Origin of the sequence: Castellaniella denitrificans, from assembly GCF_042653765.1 — a bacterium.
Lineage (GTDB): Bacteria > Pseudomonadota > Gammaproteobacteria > Burkholderiales > Burkholderiaceae_B > Castellaniella > Castellaniella denitrificans.
In genome coordinates, this window is record NZ_JBHSEZ010000001.1 from 67,203 (window position 1) to 82,736 (window position 15,534).

The 15,534-nt window shown below is 66.1% G+C and carries 17 protein-coding genes; 5 read left to right on the forward strand and 12 right to left on the reverse strand.

The features are described 5' to 3' along the window. Positions 1-83: 83 nt before the first annotated feature. Positions 84-1,490: a copper-containing nitrite reductase gene (gene nirK, locus ACFO27_RS00330; RefSeq protein ID WP_376815490.1), complete on the reverse strand. Its 1,407-nt coding sequence runs from the start codon at positions 1,488-1,490 to the stop codon at positions 84-86. Between the two features lie 358 nt (positions 1,491-1,848). Between nirK and ACFO27_RS00335 the strand changes: the two genes are divergently transcribed. After that, positions 1,849-2,526, forward strand: a complete 678-nt coding sequence (locus ACFO27_RS00335; RefSeq protein ID WP_376815491.1) for a helix-turn-helix domain-containing protein — start codon at positions 1,849-1,851, stop codon at positions 2,524-2,526. A 153-nt stretch (positions 2,527-2,679) separates the two neighbouring features. On the opposite strand, the gene ACFO27_RS00340 is transcribed toward ACFO27_RS00335, so the two are convergent. The 9 genes from ACFO27_RS00340 to ACFO27_RS00380 form a co-directional block, all read right to left on the reverse strand. Next, positions 2,680-2,913: a hypothetical protein gene (locus tag ACFO27_RS00340; protein WP_376816368.1), complete on the reverse strand. Its 234-nt coding sequence runs from the start codon at positions 2,911-2,913 to the stop codon at positions 2,680-2,682. A gap of 47 nt (positions 2,914-2,960) precedes the next feature. Next, on the reverse strand, positions 2,961-3,185 hold the full coding sequence (locus ACFO27_RS00345) for a hypothetical protein (RefSeq protein WP_376815492.1): 225 nt from the start codon (positions 3,183-3,185) through the stop codon (positions 2,961-2,963). Between the two features lie 19 nt (positions 3,186-3,204). Next, a complete protein-coding gene (gene ccoG, locus ACFO27_RS00350) occupies positions 3,205-4,710 on the reverse strand; it encodes a cytochrome c oxidase accessory protein CcoG (protein ID WP_376815493.1) in 1,506 nt (501 codons plus the stop codon). Between the two features lie 93 nt (positions 4,711-4,803). Then, the gene (gene ccoP, locus ACFO27_RS00355) at positions 4,804-5,706 is read right to left on the reverse strand and encodes a cytochrome-c oxidase, cbb3-type subunit III (RefSeq protein WP_376815494.1); all 903 of its coding nucleotides are present in this window, start codon (positions 5,704-5,706) and stop codon (positions 4,804-4,806) included. Further along, positions 5,699-5,875, reverse strand: a complete 177-nt coding sequence (locus ACFO27_RS00360) for a cbb3-type cytochrome oxidase subunit 3 (RefSeq protein ID WP_376815495.1) — start codon at positions 5,873-5,875, stop codon at positions 5,699-5,701. The genes ccoP and ACFO27_RS00360 overlap by 8 nt, the downstream gene beginning before the upstream one ends. A 1-nt stretch (position 5,876) precedes the next feature. Further along, positions 5,877-6,533, reverse strand: coding sequence for a cytochrome-c oxidase, cbb3-type subunit II (gene ccoO / locus ACFO27_RS00365; RefSeq protein ID WP_376815496.1), 657 nt, complete (start codon positions 6,531-6,533; stop codon positions 5,877-5,879). A 10-nt stretch (positions 6,534-6,543) separates the two neighbouring features. Further along, positions 6,544-8,025 (reverse strand): cytochrome-c oxidase, cbb3-type subunit I, encoded by a 1,482-nt coding sequence (gene ccoN, locus ACFO27_RS00370; RefSeq protein WP_376815497.1) that lies wholly within the window; start codon positions 8,023-8,025, stop codon positions 6,544-6,546. An 86-nt stretch (positions 8,026-8,111) separates the two neighbouring features. Further along, complete coding sequence (gene ccoS / locus ACFO27_RS00375) at positions 8,112-8,273, reverse strand: cbb3-type cytochrome oxidase assembly protein CcoS (protein WP_376815498.1); 162 nt, start codon at positions 8,271-8,273, stop codon at positions 8,112-8,114. A 5-nt stretch (positions 8,274-8,278) separates the two neighbouring features. Beyond that, entirely contained in the window at positions 8,279-9,244 is a 966-nt protein-coding gene (locus ACFO27_RS00380) for a P-type ATPase actuator domain-containing protein (RefSeq protein ID WP_376815499.1), read from the reverse strand. Positions 9,245-9,388: 144 nt separating this feature from the next. On the opposite strand from ACFO27_RS00380, the gene ACFO27_RS00385 reads away from it, so the two are divergent. Beyond that, positions 9,389-9,880: a MarR family winged helix-turn-helix transcriptional regulator gene (locus ACFO27_RS00385; protein WP_376815500.1), complete on the forward strand. Its 492-nt coding sequence runs from the start codon at positions 9,389-9,391 to the stop codon at positions 9,878-9,880. Between the two features lies 1 nt (position 9,881). After that, positions 9,882-11,021 carry an FUSC family protein gene (locus ACFO27_RS00390; protein WP_376815501.1) on the forward strand — a complete coding sequence of 380 codons (1,140 nt, stop codon included), beginning with the start codon at positions 9,882-9,884 and terminating at the stop codon, positions 11,019-11,021. Between the two features lie 107 nt (positions 11,022-11,128). Here ACFO27_RS00390 and aceA read toward each other — a convergent pair whose 3' ends face one another. After that, entirely contained in the window at positions 11,129-12,448 is a 1,320-nt protein-coding gene (gene aceA / locus ACFO27_RS00395; protein ID WP_376815502.1) for an isocitrate lyase, read from the reverse strand. A 324-nt stretch (positions 12,449-12,772) separates the two neighbouring features. On the opposite strand from aceA, the gene queF reads away from it, so the two are divergent. Then, positions 12,773-13,603: an NADPH-dependent 7-cyano-7-deazaguanine reductase QueF gene (queF, locus tag ACFO27_RS00400; RefSeq protein ID WP_376815503.1), complete on the forward strand. Its 831-nt coding sequence runs from the start codon at positions 12,773-12,775 to the stop codon at positions 13,601-13,603. A 31-nt stretch (positions 13,604-13,634) separates the two neighbouring features. On the opposite strand, the gene ACFO27_RS00405 is transcribed toward queF, so the two are convergent. Beyond that, positions 13,635-14,531 carry a helix-turn-helix domain-containing protein gene (locus ACFO27_RS00405; protein ID WP_376815504.1) on the reverse strand — a complete coding sequence of 299 codons (897 nt, stop codon included), beginning with the start codon at positions 14,529-14,531 and terminating at the stop codon, positions 13,635-13,637. A 169-nt stretch (positions 14,532-14,700) separates the two neighbouring features. On the opposite strand from ACFO27_RS00405, the gene ACFO27_RS00410 reads away from it, so the two are divergent. Further along, on the forward strand, positions 14,701-15,531 hold the full coding sequence (locus ACFO27_RS00410) for an SDR family NAD(P)-dependent oxidoreductase (protein ID WP_376815505.1): 831 nt from the start codon (positions 14,701-14,703) through the stop codon (positions 15,529-15,531). Positions 15,532-15,534 lie beyond the last annotated feature (3 nt).

Sequence of the window (15,534 nt, forward strand, 5' to 3'; positions counted from 1 at the left end):
ACGGCTTCGGCCATGTATGAAAAGGGCCCCCGCAAACAGGTTGCGGGGGCCCTGGCTCGACCGGGCGTCCGGCCGAGGCGGGGTCAGTGCCCCGAATGCGGGTCGATCGGCTCGTCGCTGTGGAAGATCGAGGCATCCTCCTTGCCCTTCACCGTCAGGAAGCCGGCCAGGCCCTTTTCCATCCGCGACAGGGCGTGGTCCACCAGCATGTAGCGGCCCGGGTAGTCGGTCTTGAATTCCACCATCGTGGCCCCGCCCGGAGGCACCAGCGTGGTCTGCACGTCGGTCAGGGGCTTGCTGGTCAGGGAAGCCTGGTCGTAGACCCGGTCGAAGACCTCGCCGATGAGGTGCAGGCTGGAAGTCAGGTTGGGCCCGCCGACGCCGAAGAAGATGCGCACCGTGTCCCCGACCCTGGATTCCATGTTGTAGACCTTGGTCAGCGCATCCATGGAGCCGTTGAACATCATGTGCTCGGGGTTTTCCGCCAGCAGCTTCTCCAGCGAGAATTCCTGCAGGCCGCTGCTGCCGTGCGCCTGGGCGGTGTAGAGCTCGCCCTGCATGACGTAGAACTCGCGGTCCACCTTGGGCAGGCCGCCCTCGGGCTCGACCAGGATCATGCCGTACATGCCGTTGGTGATGTGCTGGGCCACCATCGGCGTGGCGCAGTGGTAGACGAACAGGCCGGGATGCAGCGCCTTGAAGGTGAAGGACTTGGTCTGGCCCGGGGGCACCTGGGTCACGGCGGCTCCGCCTCCGGGCCCGGTGACCGCGTGGAAGTCCACGGAGTGGATGTGCGTGCTGTCCTTCGCGTTGGACACGTTGACCGTGACCGTGTCGCCGACCCGCACCCGGATGAACGGCCCCGGCACCTTGTTGTTGAAGGTCCAGAACCGGTAGGTGCTGTTGTCGCCCAGGCGGCCCTCGACTTCCGTGGTCAGCAGGTCCACCGTGACCTTCTGCGGACCCCGCTTGCCCACCGGGGTGCCGACGACGGACGGATCGTGCGCGATCTGCGGCGCCTCGACCTTGGCTTCCTGGGATGGTTCGCCGACGATGAGCTTGCCGACCATCCCCGCCGCCTTGTGGCCCGGCAGGGTGCACAGGTATTCGAAGGTGCCGTTCTTCGCCGCGCGGAACACGATGGCCGTGGCCGCGTTCTTGCCCGAGATCTGGTCCGAATGCGCATGGAATTCCGGTACCGCGATGTCGTGGGTGGCCCCGTCGGCGTTGACGAGGTTGATCTGCACCACCGCCCCTTCGGGCACCTTCAGGTCGGGGTTGACGGCGTCGGTGATCGCGCCGCGTTCGCCGATGAACACCAGCTTGCCGCCGGAGATCGACGTGCGCAGCGTGAAGATGACGTCCGGCTTGTAGGTCACCCCCGGGTTGCCGCCCGAAGCGCCGGCATGATCGGCCCAGGCCGCGCCGGCCAGCCCGAGACTGGCCGCGCACAGCAGGGCGCCGCCCAACAATCGCCCGAAAAGCTTCATGATTTCCCCTACTTGCTTGTTTGACAACGAAATGATTTCTACTTGGATGATGTAGGCTGAGACTTTTGATGTCAACCCACTATGCAGCAACGACCCTTCAAGCGTGGGGAAATCCGCTCGAAAAGCCGACAAATCTCAAGTTTTGCATCCAAGCACGACTAAAAGAATAGTGCAGACCCCAAATGTCCCGGCAAAGAACTTATAATCCCTCACGAGATCAGGGGCCTTTCCCTGAAACTCATCTTTTTGGCAGGTTCTAATTTTGCTGGCTGACCCCCCTTCCTCCGGGCCGATCCGCAGGACCAATGCGCCCCGGCGCATTCCGGTGGCGCCCGAGTCGACACGATGTTCCACGTGCATGCTGAACGCCATCTGCCTGCCGTTGGGCATGACGCGCCAGGACGTGGTCAAGATGGACGAATTGATCAAGGAGCGCTTCCGCCTGTCCAAGGGCGGCACGCTGTATCGCCAGGGCGACGCCGCGGATGCCATCTACGGCCTGCGGTCCGGGTCGATCAAGACCCAGATCGAGGACGCCAACGGGCAGGTCCAGATCACCGGCTTCCTGCTGCCCGGCGAAGTCCTGGGCCTGGACGGCCTGATGAGCGAACAGCAGGTTTCCCATGCCATCGCCCTGGAAGATTCGGAAGTCTGCATCATCCGGCTGGACGAGATGGACCAGCTGGCGCCCCAGCTGCCTTCGCTGCAGCGCCAGCTGCGCCGCCTGATGAGCAAGGAGATCGGCCGTTCCCACCAGCTGCTGCTGGCGCTGGGCAGCCTGCGATCGGAACAGCGCCTGGCGGCCTTCCTGCTGAACCTGTCCCAACGCCTCCAGGTGCTGGGCTATTCGCCCTATGAATTCATCCTGCGCATGAGCCGCGAGGAAATCGGCAATTTCCTGGGCCTGACCCTGGAAACCGTCAGCCGGCTGTTTTCGCGCTTCGCCCGCGAAGGACTGATCCGGGTCCAGCAGCGCGAAGTCCACATCCTGGACATGGCCGGCCTGCAGGCCCTGTCGGGCACGGACTGCAGCTAGGCTCCCTTGAGCGGCATGCAGGCCGCGAGGTGGATGCAAGCGGCCGTAGGCTGCGCAGCGTGGGGGCCTTTTTCGCCGCCGGGCCGCCCCAAGGCGAAAAGCGCCCCCGCGGAGTGCAACAAGCGGCCGTAGGCTGCGCAGCGTGGGGGCTCTTTATTCCACCGGATCGCCGAATTCGTCCAGCTCGACCCCGCGCGGGGCGATGCGCAGCGTGAGCGCGCTAGACAGGGCCGCCATGATCCAGAAAATGAAGAAACCCACGGTGTACACCGTGAGGCGGCCGGCCTGGAGATGCCCCAGGAACACGACGTCCAGGGGATCGACCAGCGCGAACACGACCGCGCTCGCCGCCCCCGCCATGAGGAAGGACGGCCACAGGATCCACATCAGATTGCGCACGTGCAAAGCCTGTCTCCCATATGTGAACAGTGAATTCAGCGTTGCGCCGCCGGGGCCGCCGGAGCGGTGACGACCAGGCCCTGCCGGGCCCCTCCGTCGATGATAGCCTGATCCCCGTAGGACTGGAACGCCAGCACGATGGTGATGATGCAGCCGACCACCGATACGGCGGGTCCCAGGATCAGCAGCCAGGGCCAGCGGTGCCGCCACCAGGGCCGGCCTTCGGACAGCCCTTCCGTTTCCCGTGTCTTCGATGTCATGGTGTTTTCCTCCCGGGACCTAGTTCGGTACATAGAAACTGGACTGCTCGACCACCGAGGCGGATTCGCCGGAATCCCGCTTGCCGGAGGTCTCGAACCGGATGTCGTACAGGCCCGGCTTGAGCCCGTCGGCGGGCGCCCGCAGCACCACCGGCACCAGCCGGTTGGCCGAGCCGTCCACCCGCACCCGGGTGGCGCCCTGGTCGGCGGTCTGCAGGACCAGGCCCGGCACGCCCGTGGCGCGCAGGTCCAGTTCGACCGGACTTTCGTCCGAATTGATGATCTGCAGCCGGTAGACGTTCTCGATCAGGCCGCCGGCGACTTCGCGCCCGAGCGCCCCCCGGTCGCGGATCACGTCCACCCGCAGCGTCGTGCGCGTGGCCAGCGAGAAGACGAACGCGATGGCGATCGCCCCCAGCAGGGCCGAATAGGCCAGCACGCGGGGACGCAGCATGCGGCGGCGCACCTGCGGCTGGGTCAGCCGCTCCGTGATGGCGTTGCCGGACGTGTAGCGGATCAGGCCACGCTCGTAGCCCATCTTGTCCATCACCGTATCGCAGGCGTCCACGCAGGCCCCGCAGCCGATGCACATGTACTGCAGGCCGTCGCGGATGTCGATGCCGGTCGGACAGACCTGCACGCACAGGCTGCAGTCCACGCAGTCGCCCATGCCGGCTTCCTTGTGGTCGATCTTGCGCGAGCGCCCGCCGCGCGGTTCGCCGCGCACGTGATCGTAGGTCACGACGAAGGTGTCGTCGTCCACCATCACGCTCTGGAAGCGGGCGTAGGGGCACATGTACTTGCAGACGGCCTCGCGCATGAAGCCGGCGTTGCCCCAGGTGGCGAAGGCGTAGAACAGCATCCAGAACCACTGCCAGGGACCGAGGTCGAAGGCCATCAGGTGCGCGCCCAGTTCGCGGATCGGCGCGAAATAGCCGATGAAGGTGTAGCCCGTCCACAGGGCCAGGACCACCCACAGGAAGTGCTTGGTCGCCTTGATGCGCAATTTCCGGGCGTTCCAGGGCTGCTCGTCCAGGCGGATGCGGGCCAGGCGGTCGCCCTCGACCCTGGCCTCGATCCACATGAACAGTTCGGTGTAGACCGTCTGGGGACAGGCGTAGCCGCAGAACAGGCGCCCCGCCATGGCGGTGAACAGGAACAGGGCGAAGGCCGACAGCACCAGCAGCACCGTCAGGTAGATCACGTCCTGGGGCCACAGCACCATGCCGAACAGGTAGAACTTGCGCGCGCCCAGGTCGAACAGCACGGCCTGGCGGCCGCCCCATTCGATCCAGGGCAGGCCATAGAAGACCAGCTGGGTCAGGAACACCATCAGCACGCGGATGCGTGCGAAATTTCCCTGGACGGACCGGGGATAGATCTTCGAGCGGACCTCGGCCAGCGCCTTCTCGACCTGGGGCGAAGTCCCGCCCCCGGAGCCCTTGCGTATCCGGCGCGCGGGCTGCCAGGCCGGGTCGTCGCGCGGCGGCTGCGCTTCGGCCTGCGAGGAGGGGTCCTTCTGCATGGTGTCCTCTGTCCGTGAATGGTTGCCTGTACGACAGGCCCTTCTGAAAATGGGGGCGGCCGGCCCCGCGCGACGGGGCCGGCCGGCTGCGGGTTAGCGGTTGGACTGGCCCCAGACCCAGGCCGCCAGCAGGCGGATCTGCTCGGGGGTCAGGTTCTGCTTCTGGGCCGGCATCTGGTTGTCGCGGCCATTCAGGATGGTCTCGACGATGGTCGCCTCGGAACTGCCGTACAGCCAGACGTCGTCGGTCAGGTTCGGGGCGCCCAGCGCCTGGTTGCCCTTGCCGTCGATGCCGTGGCAGGCCACGCAGTAGGTCTCGAACCCGCGCTTGCCGGCGTTGACCCGCAGCGGATCGTGGGCCAGCCCGGACAGGGAGCGGACGTACTGGGCGATGGCGGAAGCCTCGTCGGGCTTGATCGCCGCGCCCCAGGGCGGCATCACGCCGTGGCGGCCTTCCGTGATGGTCTCCAGGATCTGATCCGGCGCCCCGCCGTGCAGCCAGTCGCCGTCGGTCAGGTTGGGGAAGCCGCGGCCGCCCTTGGCGTCCGACCCGTGGCACTGGGCACAGTTGTTCAGGAACAGGCGCTGGCCGATGTCCCGCGCCTGGTCGTCGCGGGCGATGTCCTCGATCGGCATGTCGCGGAAGCGCTCGTACACGGGCTGGATGCGCGCGTTGAACGCCTCCTGCTCCTGCAGGACCTGCTGGCCCGCCGTGAAGCCGAGCGTGCCCTTCCAGGAACCCAGCCCCGGATACAGCACCAGGTAGCCCAGCGCGAAGATGCACAGCCCCAGGTACATCACCGTCCACCAGCGCGGCACCGGGTTGTTCAGTTCGGTCAGGTCGCCATCCCAGACGTGGCCGGTGTCCTCGACCTGCTCGACGTTGCGCTTGAGCCAGGCGCGCTGGGAAAACAGCAGGTACACGCACCAGGCGATCCCGCCCAGGGCGATGACCGCGATGTAGTAGCTCCAGAAACTGCTGACGAAATCACTCATTTGATTCCCCGGTGTTCTTGTCGTTCTGATATTCCTCGGGCAGGGCGAAGGGCAGCATCGCCGCCTGCCGGTTGGCCTCGGCCCGATGCGCCGACCAGGCCCACCACACGATGCCGGCGAACGTCGCCATCGCCAGCGCCGTCACGATCCCATTGATGACGCCGAGCATGTCAGCTTCCTCCCTTGGCCATGGCTTCCTGGGCGGCGGCACGCCCGCCCACGCCCAGGCCCTGCAGGAAGGCCACGACCGCGTCTTCCTCGGTCTTGCCCTTGAGCTGCTCGGGCGCGGCGGCGATTTCCTCGTCCGTGTAGGGCACGCCCAGGGTGCGCAGGACCTTCATGCGGGCCTGGACGTCGGTGCCCTCGACCGTATTCTTCTGCAGCCAGGGATAGGCCGGCATGTTGGATTCCTTGACCACGTCGCGCGGATTGCGCAGGTGGATGCGGTGCCATTCGTCGGAATAGCGCTGGCCGACGCGGGCCAGGTCCGGACCCGTGCGCTTGGAACCCCACAGGAAGGGATGGTCGTAGACGGATTCCGCGGCGATCGAGTAGGGGCCGTAGCGCTGGACCTCCGACTGCAGCTTGCGGACCTGCTGGGAATGGCAGCCCACGCAGCCCTCGCGGATGTAGATGTCGCGGCCCACCAGCCGCAGGGCCTCGTAGGGCTTGACGCCCTCGGCCGCCGTGGTGGTGGAATGCTGGAAGAACAGCGGAATGATCTGCACCAGGCCGGAGAACGACACCACCAGGATGCTGAAGATGATCAGCAGGCCGACGTTGCGCTCCAGCATTTCATGGGAGAAGCGTTTCTTGGTACCAGACATGGTCAACTCCTTAGGCCGACGCCGGCACGGCGGATTGGGGGGCGGCATGGGCATCCGGGCTTTCCAGGGGCACCGCCGGATTGACCCGGGGCTGGCCGCGCACCGTCAGCCAGGTGTTCCAGGCCATCAGGCCCATGCCCGACAGGAAGAGCAGGCCGCCCGTCATGCGGATGACGTAGAACGGGTAAGTGGACTTCACGGCCTCGACGAAGCTGTAGGTCAGCATGCCGTCCTCGCCCGTGGCGCGCCACATCAGGCCCTGCATCACGCCCGCGATCCACATCGAGGCGATGTACAGCACCACCCCCAGCGTCGCCAGCCAGAAGTGCAGGTTGATGAAGTCCGGACGGGCCATGCTTTCGCGGCCGTACAGGCGCGGGATCAGGTAGTACAGCGAGCCGCAGGTGATCATGGCCACCCAGCCCAGCGCGCCCGAGTGCACGTGGCCGATCGTCCAGTCGGTGTAGTGCGACAGCGCATTGACCGTGCGGATCGACATCATGGAGCCTTCGAAAGTCGACATGCCGTAGAAGGACAGCGCCACCACCAGGAACTTCAGGATGGGGTCGGTGCGCAGCTTGTGCCAGGCGCCCGAGAGCGTCATGATGCCGTTGATCATCCCGCCCCAGGACGGCGCCAGCAGGATCAGCGAGAACGCCATGCCCAGCGACTGGGTCCAGTCGGGCAGCGAGGTGTACAGCAGGTGGTGCGGACCGGCCCACATGTAGGTGAAGGCCAGCGCCCAGAAGTGCACGATCGACAGGCGGTAGGAATAGATCGGGCGGCCCGCCTGCTTGGGCACGAAGTAGTACATCATGCCCAGGAAGCTGGTGGTCAGGAAGAAGCCCACGGCATTGTGGCCGTACCACCACTGCACCATGGCGTCCTGCACGCCGGCGTAGGCGGAATAGGACTTCCACATCGACACCGGCAGTTCCAGGTTGTTGAAGATGTGCAGGATGGCGATCGTCAGGATGTAGGATCCGAAGAACCAGTTCGCCACGTAGATGTGCTTGACGCGGCGCTTGACGATGGTGCCGAAGAACACGATGGCGTAGGCCACCCAGACCAGGGTGATCAGGATGTCCAGCGGCCATTCGAGCTCGGCGTATTCCTTGGTCGAGGTGAAGCCCATGGGCAGGGTGATCACCGCGCCGACGAGCACCGCCTGCCAGCCCCAGAAGGTGAAGGCGGCGAGCTTGTCGGAGAACAGGCGCGCCTGACAGGTGCGCTGCACGACGTAGTAGGACGTGGCGAACAGGGCGCTGCCGCCGAAGGCGAAGATCACCCCGTTGGTGTGCAGCGGCCGCAGGCGCCCGTAGCTGAGCCAGGGCGTGTTGAAGTTCAGTTCCGGCCAGATCAATTGCGACGCGATCAATACCCCGACGGCCATCCCCACCACGCCCCAGAAGATCGTGGCGATGGTGAACTGCCTGACGACGCCGTAATTGAAGGTTTCGGCCGGTGTCCCGGCTGTACCGGTCGTGCCCATAAGCGTTCCCCTCAGAACAAGTTAAGACATGAATTTTTGAAAAGCTGAATAATCCCTTACCTGCCTCGAAACATCCTTGATCTAGGTCAAGGTGCTCCGGGGCGGGCCCGATCGTCATCGTCCAGGATGGCGGTGGCCGCATCCCGGGTGTCGTCGAACTGGCCGGCGAAGATCGCCCACCAGAACGCCGCGCCGATCCCCAGGACGAACAGCAGGGAAATCGGCAAAAGCAGAAACAGCGCGTCCATGGCCGTCAGCCCGACATGGCGTCGGCGGGCCGGACGGCCCCCCGCTGCCCGGCCGCGCCGCCGCCCGCCGGGCGCGCCAGGCGCCAGGCGTTGGCCGCGACGGCCAGGGAGGACAGCAGCATGGTGATGGCGGCCACCCAGGGCTGCACCCAGCCGCAGGCGGCCAGGGGCGCCATCAGCAGGTGCCAGGCCAGGGACCCATGGAGATTCTGGCGCGCGACGCGCCGCATGGCGCGATCCAGCGCGGCGGGATCGCGCACCCCGTCCGCGCCCGCGCGCAGCCGCGCCGCGTGGCGGGCCGCCAGGGCGGCCGGCACCGACATGGACATGGCGCAGGGACAGCTCATGACCAGCAGGGCGACCGTCACGGCGACCGCGTGGTCGGGCCGGACGTTCCACCAGTACAGGCCGACCAGGGCGGCCAGCAGGATCTGGGCACAGACGAACCAGAAGGCCAGGCGGTCGGCCGAACGCAGCAGTTCGGCGTCCCGGCCTTCGTGGGGCTGGCCGCTGACGGCCTGGCGGGCACAGGTTTCGAGGAAACGGGCCGTCAGCAGGAAGGCCACGAACATGGACACCGAATCGAAATAGACTTCCCCCGCGTCGCGCCAGGTGGCGATGACGCTGGGCACGAAAGCGGCCAGTATCCCCAGCGCCACCGGCACGTCCATGCCGACGCGCCGGCGCGCCAGGGCGCGCCAGGCGCCGCGCCACACGGGCCAGGCGCAGTACAGGACCAGGGGAACGCACAGGGTCAGGCTGAGCCAGTTCATCAGCACGATGGCCTGCTCCAGGGACTGCTGGGCGTCGGGGGCGCGCACGCCATGGCGCAGATAACCTGGGAAGGCCAGCATCATGACCTGCATCATCACCAGCCAGGCCAGCCCGGTGCGGGCCAGCATGTGCCGCCGCGCACTGCGCATGGCATCGGTCATGTTCGGCGGAGGCGTGAAGAGGGATGGAGCGCGCATACGGGCACTATAGCCACGCGCCAGGAAGCAAACTTTGATGCAGATCAAAACCATCTCCGGACCAGGGGAACTCTGGCCCGCCCGCCGCGACAATTTGCTTCCTATATAATTTGATTTGCAAATCAATTTATATGGAATCCCCCGATGAAGAATCCGACGACGGCCCATCCGTCCGGTCCCCGTTCGCGCTTCGGCATCCGCTTCTCGCTGCTGGCCCGCCGCTGGCGCCACAGGCTCGACGCGCACCTCGCACGGGCCGGGCTCACCGACGCGACCTGGGTACCGCTGATCCACCTGGACGAGACGGGCGGCGGGATGAGCCAGAAAGACCTAGCGCTGCTGGTCGGCGTGGACGGCTCGAGCCTGGTCCGGGTGCTCGACATCCTCGAACGCCAGGGCCTGGTCGAACGGCGGCGCTGCGAGACCGACGGACGCGCCCGGCTGGTGCGCCTCACGCCCGATGGCGAGCGGCGCGTAGCCGGCATCCGCCAGGAACTCGGCAAAGGCGAACGGGCGCTGCTGGCCGATCTTTCGGAACAGGAGATCGCCGCCATGCTGGAATGCTTCGACCGCATCGACCGCCGGATCGCCGCGCTCGAGCGCGCGGCGGCGGACAATGGCCCGGGAGCGCTGTGACATGACCGGAACCCCGATGCCCCGCGATCCCGAGGATTCCAGCCTGCCTATGCGCCGGCGCGACGCGGTGCGCCATCTCCTGCACACGCGCCGCTTCGAGGAAAGCGTGAAGCTGGGCACGCCACCCCCGGTGCGCAACTCGGCGCTCGCGGGCCTGCAGGCGGCGCTCGCCACCGCCCTCTGCGTACCGCTGTTCCTGCTCTCGCCCTGGGCGCACCTGGTGGGCTTCGCATCGCTGGGCGCGCTGGTCGCGCTGTTCGGGCGCTTCGCCCCGAGGCGCAGCCGCACGGGCATCGTGCTGCAATGCGCGTTCTGGCAGACCTTCGGGGTCTTCGCCATGTCGGCGACCGCCTGGCTGGGCTGGCCGCGGGCGGCCCAGCTGGCCCTGCTGGCCGCGTCCTGCGGCTTCTACCTGCTGATCAGCTTCCGGAACCGGTTCGGCGCACCCGGCCCGCTGATCTTCATCTTCGCGGTCGGCGCCTCGATGGCGGACACGCTGGACCTGGCGCAAGTCGCCGAACGCGCGCTGGCGACCGCGATCGCCGCCGCACTCGCCTGGCTGATCTGCGTCGCCAGCGAAACCCTGCGCCACCCGCCGACGCCGGAGCGCCCCTTTCCCAAGGACCCGGAGCGGTCCCCAAGCGGGCTGCGCTTCATGGCGGCGCGCGTCGCGATCGCGGCGCTCATCGTCGTCTTCGCCAGCCACGCCCTGGGCCTGAGCCACCCGGCCTGGGCGGCGATGGGGGCGGTCGCCGTCATGCAGGGCAGCCATCTCCATGTCAGCATGCACCGCGCCCTGCAGCGCATGGCCGGCACGATGGTGGGCGCGGCATTCGCGTGGCTGCTGCTCGTCCAGCAGCCCTCGGCCTGGCTGATCCTGGCCGTGCTCGCGCTGCTGCAGGTCCTCACGGAAATCGTGATCGGCGTGAACTACGGCCTCGCGCAGGTGCTCGTCACACCCATGGCCCTGCTGATGACCCATCTCGCCGCGCCCGCCGCGGCCGGCGCGGCCCTGGCGCCGGAGAGGGTGGCCGACACCCTGCTGGGCGCCCTGATCGGCATCGTGATCGCCGTGGCGCTCTCGAGCATCGAGGACCGGCGGATGCTCGCGCATCACCACCAGACGCGCCTGCCCGGCTGAAGCGTTGCGCGAAACGCGGGCGAAAAAAACGGGAAGGCATACGCCTTCCCGAAAGCACACCGCAGGGAAGCCCCTCTTCTTCCCTGCCCTCTCTCAAATCATCGCAATCAGGCCACCTGCGTTTCGTGCGCCTGGTCGAACTGGGCTTCCTCGGTCGAGCCGGTCAGCGCCGTGGTGGACGATTGGCCGCCTTCGATGGTCTGGGTCACGGCGTCGAAATAGCCCACCCCGACCTCGCGCTGGTGCTTGACGGCGGTGAAGCCCTTGTCCGCGGCGGCGAATTCCTTCTGCTGCAGTTCCACGAAGGCGCTCATCTGCGTGCGGGCATAGCCGTAGGCCAGATCGAACATGCCGTAGTTCAGGGCGTGGAAGCCGGCCAGCGTGATGAACTGGAACTTGTAGCCCATGGCGCCCAGCTCGCGCTGGAACTTGGCGACCGTGGCGTCGTCCAGGTTCTTCTTCCAGTTGAACGAGGGCGAGCAGTTGTAGGCCAGCATCTTGCCCGGGAACTGGCGGTGGATGGCCTCGGCGAACTTGCGCGCGTATTCCAGGTTGGGCGTGGAGGTCTCGCACCAGATCAGGTCGGCGTAGGGGGCATAGGCCAGCCCGCGGGAAATCGCCTGGTCCAGGCCGGCGCGGGTGCGGTAGAAGCCTTCCACGGTGCGCTCGCCGGTGACGAAGGGCGCGTCGTTCTCGTCGATGTTGCTGGTCAGCAGGTCGGCGGCCTCGGCGTCGGTGCGCGCCACCAGCAGGGTCGGCACGTTCAGCACGTCGGCCGCCAGGCGGGCCGACACCAGCTTGGCCACGGCCTCGCGGGTGGGCACCAGCACCTTGCCGCCCATGTGGCCGCATTTCTTGACGGAAGCCAGCTGGTCTTCGAAGTGCACGCCGGCGGCGCCCGCCTCGATCATGGACTTCATCAGTTCGAAGGCGTTCAGCACGCCGCCGAAGCCGGCCTCGGCGTCGGCCACGATCGGGGCGAAGTAATCGATGTAGCCCGCGTCGCCCGGATTCTTGCCTTCCATCCACTGGATCTGGTCACAGCGCGTCAGCGTATTGTTGATGCGCTTGACCACGCTGGGCACGGAGTTGGCCGGGTACAGCGACTGGTCAGGGTACATTTCGCCGGCGATGTTGGCATCGCCCGCCACCTGCCAGCCCGACAGGTAGATGGCCTTCAGGCCGGCCTTGACCTGCTGCATGGCCTGGTTGCCGGTCAGCGCGCCCAGCGCGTTCACGAAGTCTTCGGTATGCAGCAGATCCCACAGCCGTTCGGCGCCGCGGCGCGCCAGGGTGTGTTCCACCACTACCGAGCCGCGCAGCCGCACCACTTCGTCGGCGCCGTAGCCCCGCTTGATGCCTTGCCAGCGGGCGTCTTCGGCCCAGCTGCGTTGCAGATTGCGCACTTCGGTTTCGCGAGAGGTCATGATGGTGCTCCTGAGAAAGAAGAAAAAACAAACCGTCGATGAGGAACAGTCTACGCCTATGACGCGCTGCACACATGACTTCTATCTTATATAAGATAGAAAATTTTTATCTTTTAAATCATATATATATGATATTTATTCCATGTCGTGAAATAATATTCCTGGTTATGAAAATGGAGAACGCGCAGCGCAGCATTCGGTTTTCACATCCTGGAATCAAAACGCCATGATGTGAAAAACCAGCCGGGAAACGGCACGGGCGGCAGTAGAATGATGAGCGCCGTCCCCTCCGAGGGACCATCGGACCGACCTCTTCGCAACGCCATGAACCCCGATTCCCTTTCCGCCAGCCCGCTGGGACGATCCACCCCGGGTTCGACGCGCTACGATCCGGCTCTGCTATTCCCGATCGCCCGCGCCGACACGCGCGCCGGGCTGGACCTGCCCCAGGCGGCCCACGGCGCCGACATCTGGAACGCCTACGAGCTGTCCTGGCTGAACGCCAAGGGCAAGCCCGTCGTGGCGATCGGCCGCTTCACCGTCCCCATGGACAGCCCCAGCCTGATCGAGTCCAAGTCCCTCAAGCTCTATCTGAACAGCTACAACGAAGAACGCTTCGAGTACGCGGACATCGTCCGCCAGCGACTGCACACGGACCTGTCGCGGGCCTGCGGCAAGCCGGTTCACGTGGAGATCCTGTCGGTGCGCCCGGCCTTCGAACTGAGCTGCGCGCCGCTGCGCGGCACCTGCATCGACGACCAGGACCTGGATTTCGATGCGGTCCAGGCGCCGCGGCCCGACAGCCTGGCCCTGTCGGACCCCGCCCCCTTCGTGCGCGAGAACCTGGTGTCCGAACTGCTGAAATCCAACTGCCCCGTGACCGGCCAACCCGACTGGGCCAGCCTGCAGATCCGCTATGCCGGCCCGCGCATCGACCACGCCGGGCTGCTGCGCTACATCGTGTCGCTGCGCCGCCACCAGGAATTCCACGAGCTGTGCGTGGAAAAGATCTACGGGGAAATCATGCGGCGCTGCGCGCCGGAGGAACTGCTGGTCTACGCGCGCTACACCCGGCGCGGCGGGCTGGACATCAACCCCTGGCGGGCCAGCTACCAGCCCACCGACATCGGCCAGACGCGGACGCTGCGGCAGTAGGCGCTGCCAAAAGGGAGGCCTCGGTCCGGGGTCAATGGCCTCGTGCGATCTGATCCCGGACCTGCTGGCGGAACTCAACCGGACTCAAGCCAGCGTGCTTGCGGAAGAAACGGCTGAAATACACCTCGTCCTCAAACCCCAGGCGTCCCGCCAGCACCTTGATGGCGTCTGACGTATAGACCAAGTCGCGCTGTGCCTCGCGAACCAGGCGAGCATTGATCACGGCGGAAGCCGGCATCCCCAGAACATCCCTGCACAGGCGCGACAGATTACCCACCGTCATGCCCAATTCATCCGCATAGGCGCTCAGAGCCACATGATCCTTGAACCGCTGGTCCACCAGTTCACGGAATTTCTGGATCTGCCGCGCCTTGCGAGTGCTCCCCGCCCGCAGCGGCAAGCCTTTGCTGTGGCGAATGCGGCCAATCCTCATCACCAGAGCTGACAGCAGGGACATGCAGATCCCCGACTGGCCGACCCGATGGCTGCGAAATTCGTCGAAGATCCCCTCGAACAAGGGCGCCAGCCCCCCGGCCTCAGGATCATTCTCGTCGAATTCCATCACGATCGGCTCGCGCACCGCCTGCAGCATGTCGGGCTCGGCCGCCCCCACCATCAATTCCAGCACGTGCTGAACCGCCGTGATCACAGGCCCGTCGACCTCCGGCAGAAAGCTGAATGAGTGCACTATCTGTTCTGGAATTGACAAAATGCACGGAGCCTTCACATGCCAGATCCGGCCATCGATCCCGATGGCGCCGCCCCCCTTGGTCAGGTGCAGTATCTGGATGAAGGATTGATGCAGATGAGGCTTGATTTCCCAATTATTTAGCGAAGATCGCTTGGGAATCGATTCAATGTGCACGGAATCGACCCAATGATCGAGTCCTTGCGTCGCATACAAACCATAGCTAGGGATTTCCCTCATCCTGCTTTCCTGGCCATCAGAAAATGCACGAATTGTCCTGCCACATGCATGAATTGTCAATTCAATAGGCTTCAAATATCCAGATAATGAAAAAACGCGCAAACGTCCGGCGGATACGTCGAGAAAGCGGCGCGAGGCGCCGCAGAATGCGCATCGAACGGAGACAAATATGCAAGATTCCCATTGGCTCGGGCTGCAGGGCCGCGCCTGCGCCGTGACCGGCGCCGCGCGCGGTATCGGCCGGGGCATCGCCCAGGCGCTGGCCGACGCCGGTGCCCGCGTCGCCCTGCTGGACTACGATGCCGGCGCCTGCGAAGAAACCGCGGCCGCCCTGCGCGCTCAGGGTGCCGACGCCACCGCGTTCGCCTGCGACACCTCGGACCCCGACAGCGTCGCCCGAGCCGCGACTGCGGTGCACGACGTGCTGGGCCCCTGCGCCGGCCTGGTCAACAACGCAGGGATTCTGCGGTCCGGCGCCCTGCAGGACGTGGAGCTCCAGGAGTGGAACCGCGTGCTGGATGTGAACCTGACTGGCTACCTGCTGACCGCGCGGACATTCGCCGCCCGGATGAGGGACGGCGGAGGGGGAAGCATCGTGCACATCGCCTCGATCTCGGGCAGCTTTCCCCAAACCCGCAGCGGCGCCTACAGCGCCAGCAAGGCGGGGGTCATGCTCATGTCGCGCCAGATGGCCGTCGAATGGGGCGCGGACGGCATCCGCAGCAACACAGTCTGCCCCGGCATGATCCGCACGCACCTGTCGGCGGCTTTCTATGCCGAACCCGGCAACGAGCAGAAACGCGCAGCCATGACCGCCAGCCGCCGGGTCGGCGAGACGGACGACATCGCCAACGCGGCCCTGTTCCTGCTCAGCCCCCGGTCGAGCTACATCAATGCCGCCGACCTCGCCGTGAACGGCGGCATGGACGCCATGCTGATGGACATGGTTCCGCGGCCGGGATTCAACCACACGGCCGCCCCCGACACAACCCGGCAATGAGGC

What these genes read in the sequence shown, in the direction of transcription:
- ccoS (WP_376815498.1), bottom strand. Translation starts at nt 8,273, where the DNA reads ATGGACGCGCTGTTTCTGCTTTTGCCGATTTCCCTGCTGTTCGTCCTG.
- ACFO27_RS00380 (WP_376815499.1), bottom strand. Translation starts at nt 9,244, where the DNA reads ATGCGCGCTCCATCCCTCTTCACGCCTCCGCCGAACATGACCGATGCC.
- ccoO (WP_376815496.1), bottom strand. Translation starts at nt 6,533, where the DNA reads ATGTCTGGTACCAAGAAACGCTTCTCCCATGAAATGCTGGAGCGCAAC.
- ACFO27_RS00405 (WP_376815504.1), bottom strand. Translation starts at nt 14,531, where the DNA reads ATGAGGGAAATCCCTAGCTATGGTTTGTATGCGACGCAAGGACTCGAT.
- aceA (WP_376815502.1), bottom strand. Translation starts at nt 12,448, where the DNA reads ATGACCTCTCGCGAAACCGAAGTGCGCAATCTGCAACGCAGCTGGGCC.
- ccoN (WP_376815497.1), bottom strand. Translation starts at nt 8,025, where the DNA reads ATGGGCACGACCGGTACAGCCGGGACACCGGCCGAAACCTTCAATTAC.
- ACFO27_RS00340 (WP_376816368.1), bottom strand. Translation starts at nt 2,913, where the DNA reads ATGTGGATCCTGTGGCCGTCCTTCCTCATGGCGGGGGCGGCGAGCGCG.
- nirK (WP_376815490.1), bottom strand. Translation starts at nt 1,490, where the DNA reads ATGAAGCTTTTCGGGCGATTGTTGGGCGGCGCCCTGCTGTGCGCGGCC.
- ACFO27_RS00390 (WP_376815501.1), top strand. Translation starts at nt 9,882, where the DNA reads ATGACCGGAACCCCGATGCCCCGCGATCCCGAGGATTCCAGCCTGCCT.
- ccoP (WP_376815494.1), bottom strand. Translation starts at nt 5,706, where the DNA reads ATGAGTGATTTCGTCAGCAGTTTCTGGAGCTACTACATCGCGGTCATC.
- queF (WP_376815503.1), top strand. Translation starts at nt 12,773, where the DNA reads ATGAACCCCGATTCCCTTTCCGCCAGCCCGCTGGGACGATCCACCCCG.
- ACFO27_RS00345 (WP_376815492.1), bottom strand. Translation starts at nt 3,185, where the DNA reads ATGACATCGAAGACACGGGAAACGGAAGGGCTGTCCGAAGGCCGGCCC.
- ccoG (WP_376815493.1), bottom strand. Translation starts at nt 4,710, where the DNA reads ATGCAGAAGGACCCCTCCTCGCAGGCCGAAGCGCAGCCGCCGCGCGAC.
- ACFO27_RS00385 (WP_376815500.1), top strand. Translation starts at nt 9,389, where the DNA reads ATGAAGAATCCGACGACGGCCCATCCGTCCGGTCCCCGTTCGCGCTTC.
- ACFO27_RS00410 (WP_376815505.1), top strand. Translation starts at nt 14,701, where the DNA reads ATGCAAGATTCCCATTGGCTCGGGCTGCAGGGCCGCGCCTGCGCCGTG.
- ACFO27_RS00335 (WP_376815491.1), top strand. Translation starts at nt 1,849, where the DNA reads ATGCTGAACGCCATCTGCCTGCCGTTGGGCATGACGCGCCAGGACGTG.
- ACFO27_RS00360 (WP_376815495.1), bottom strand. Translation starts at nt 5,875, where the DNA reads ATGCTCGGCGTCATCAATGGGATCGTGACGGCGCTGGCGATGGCGACG.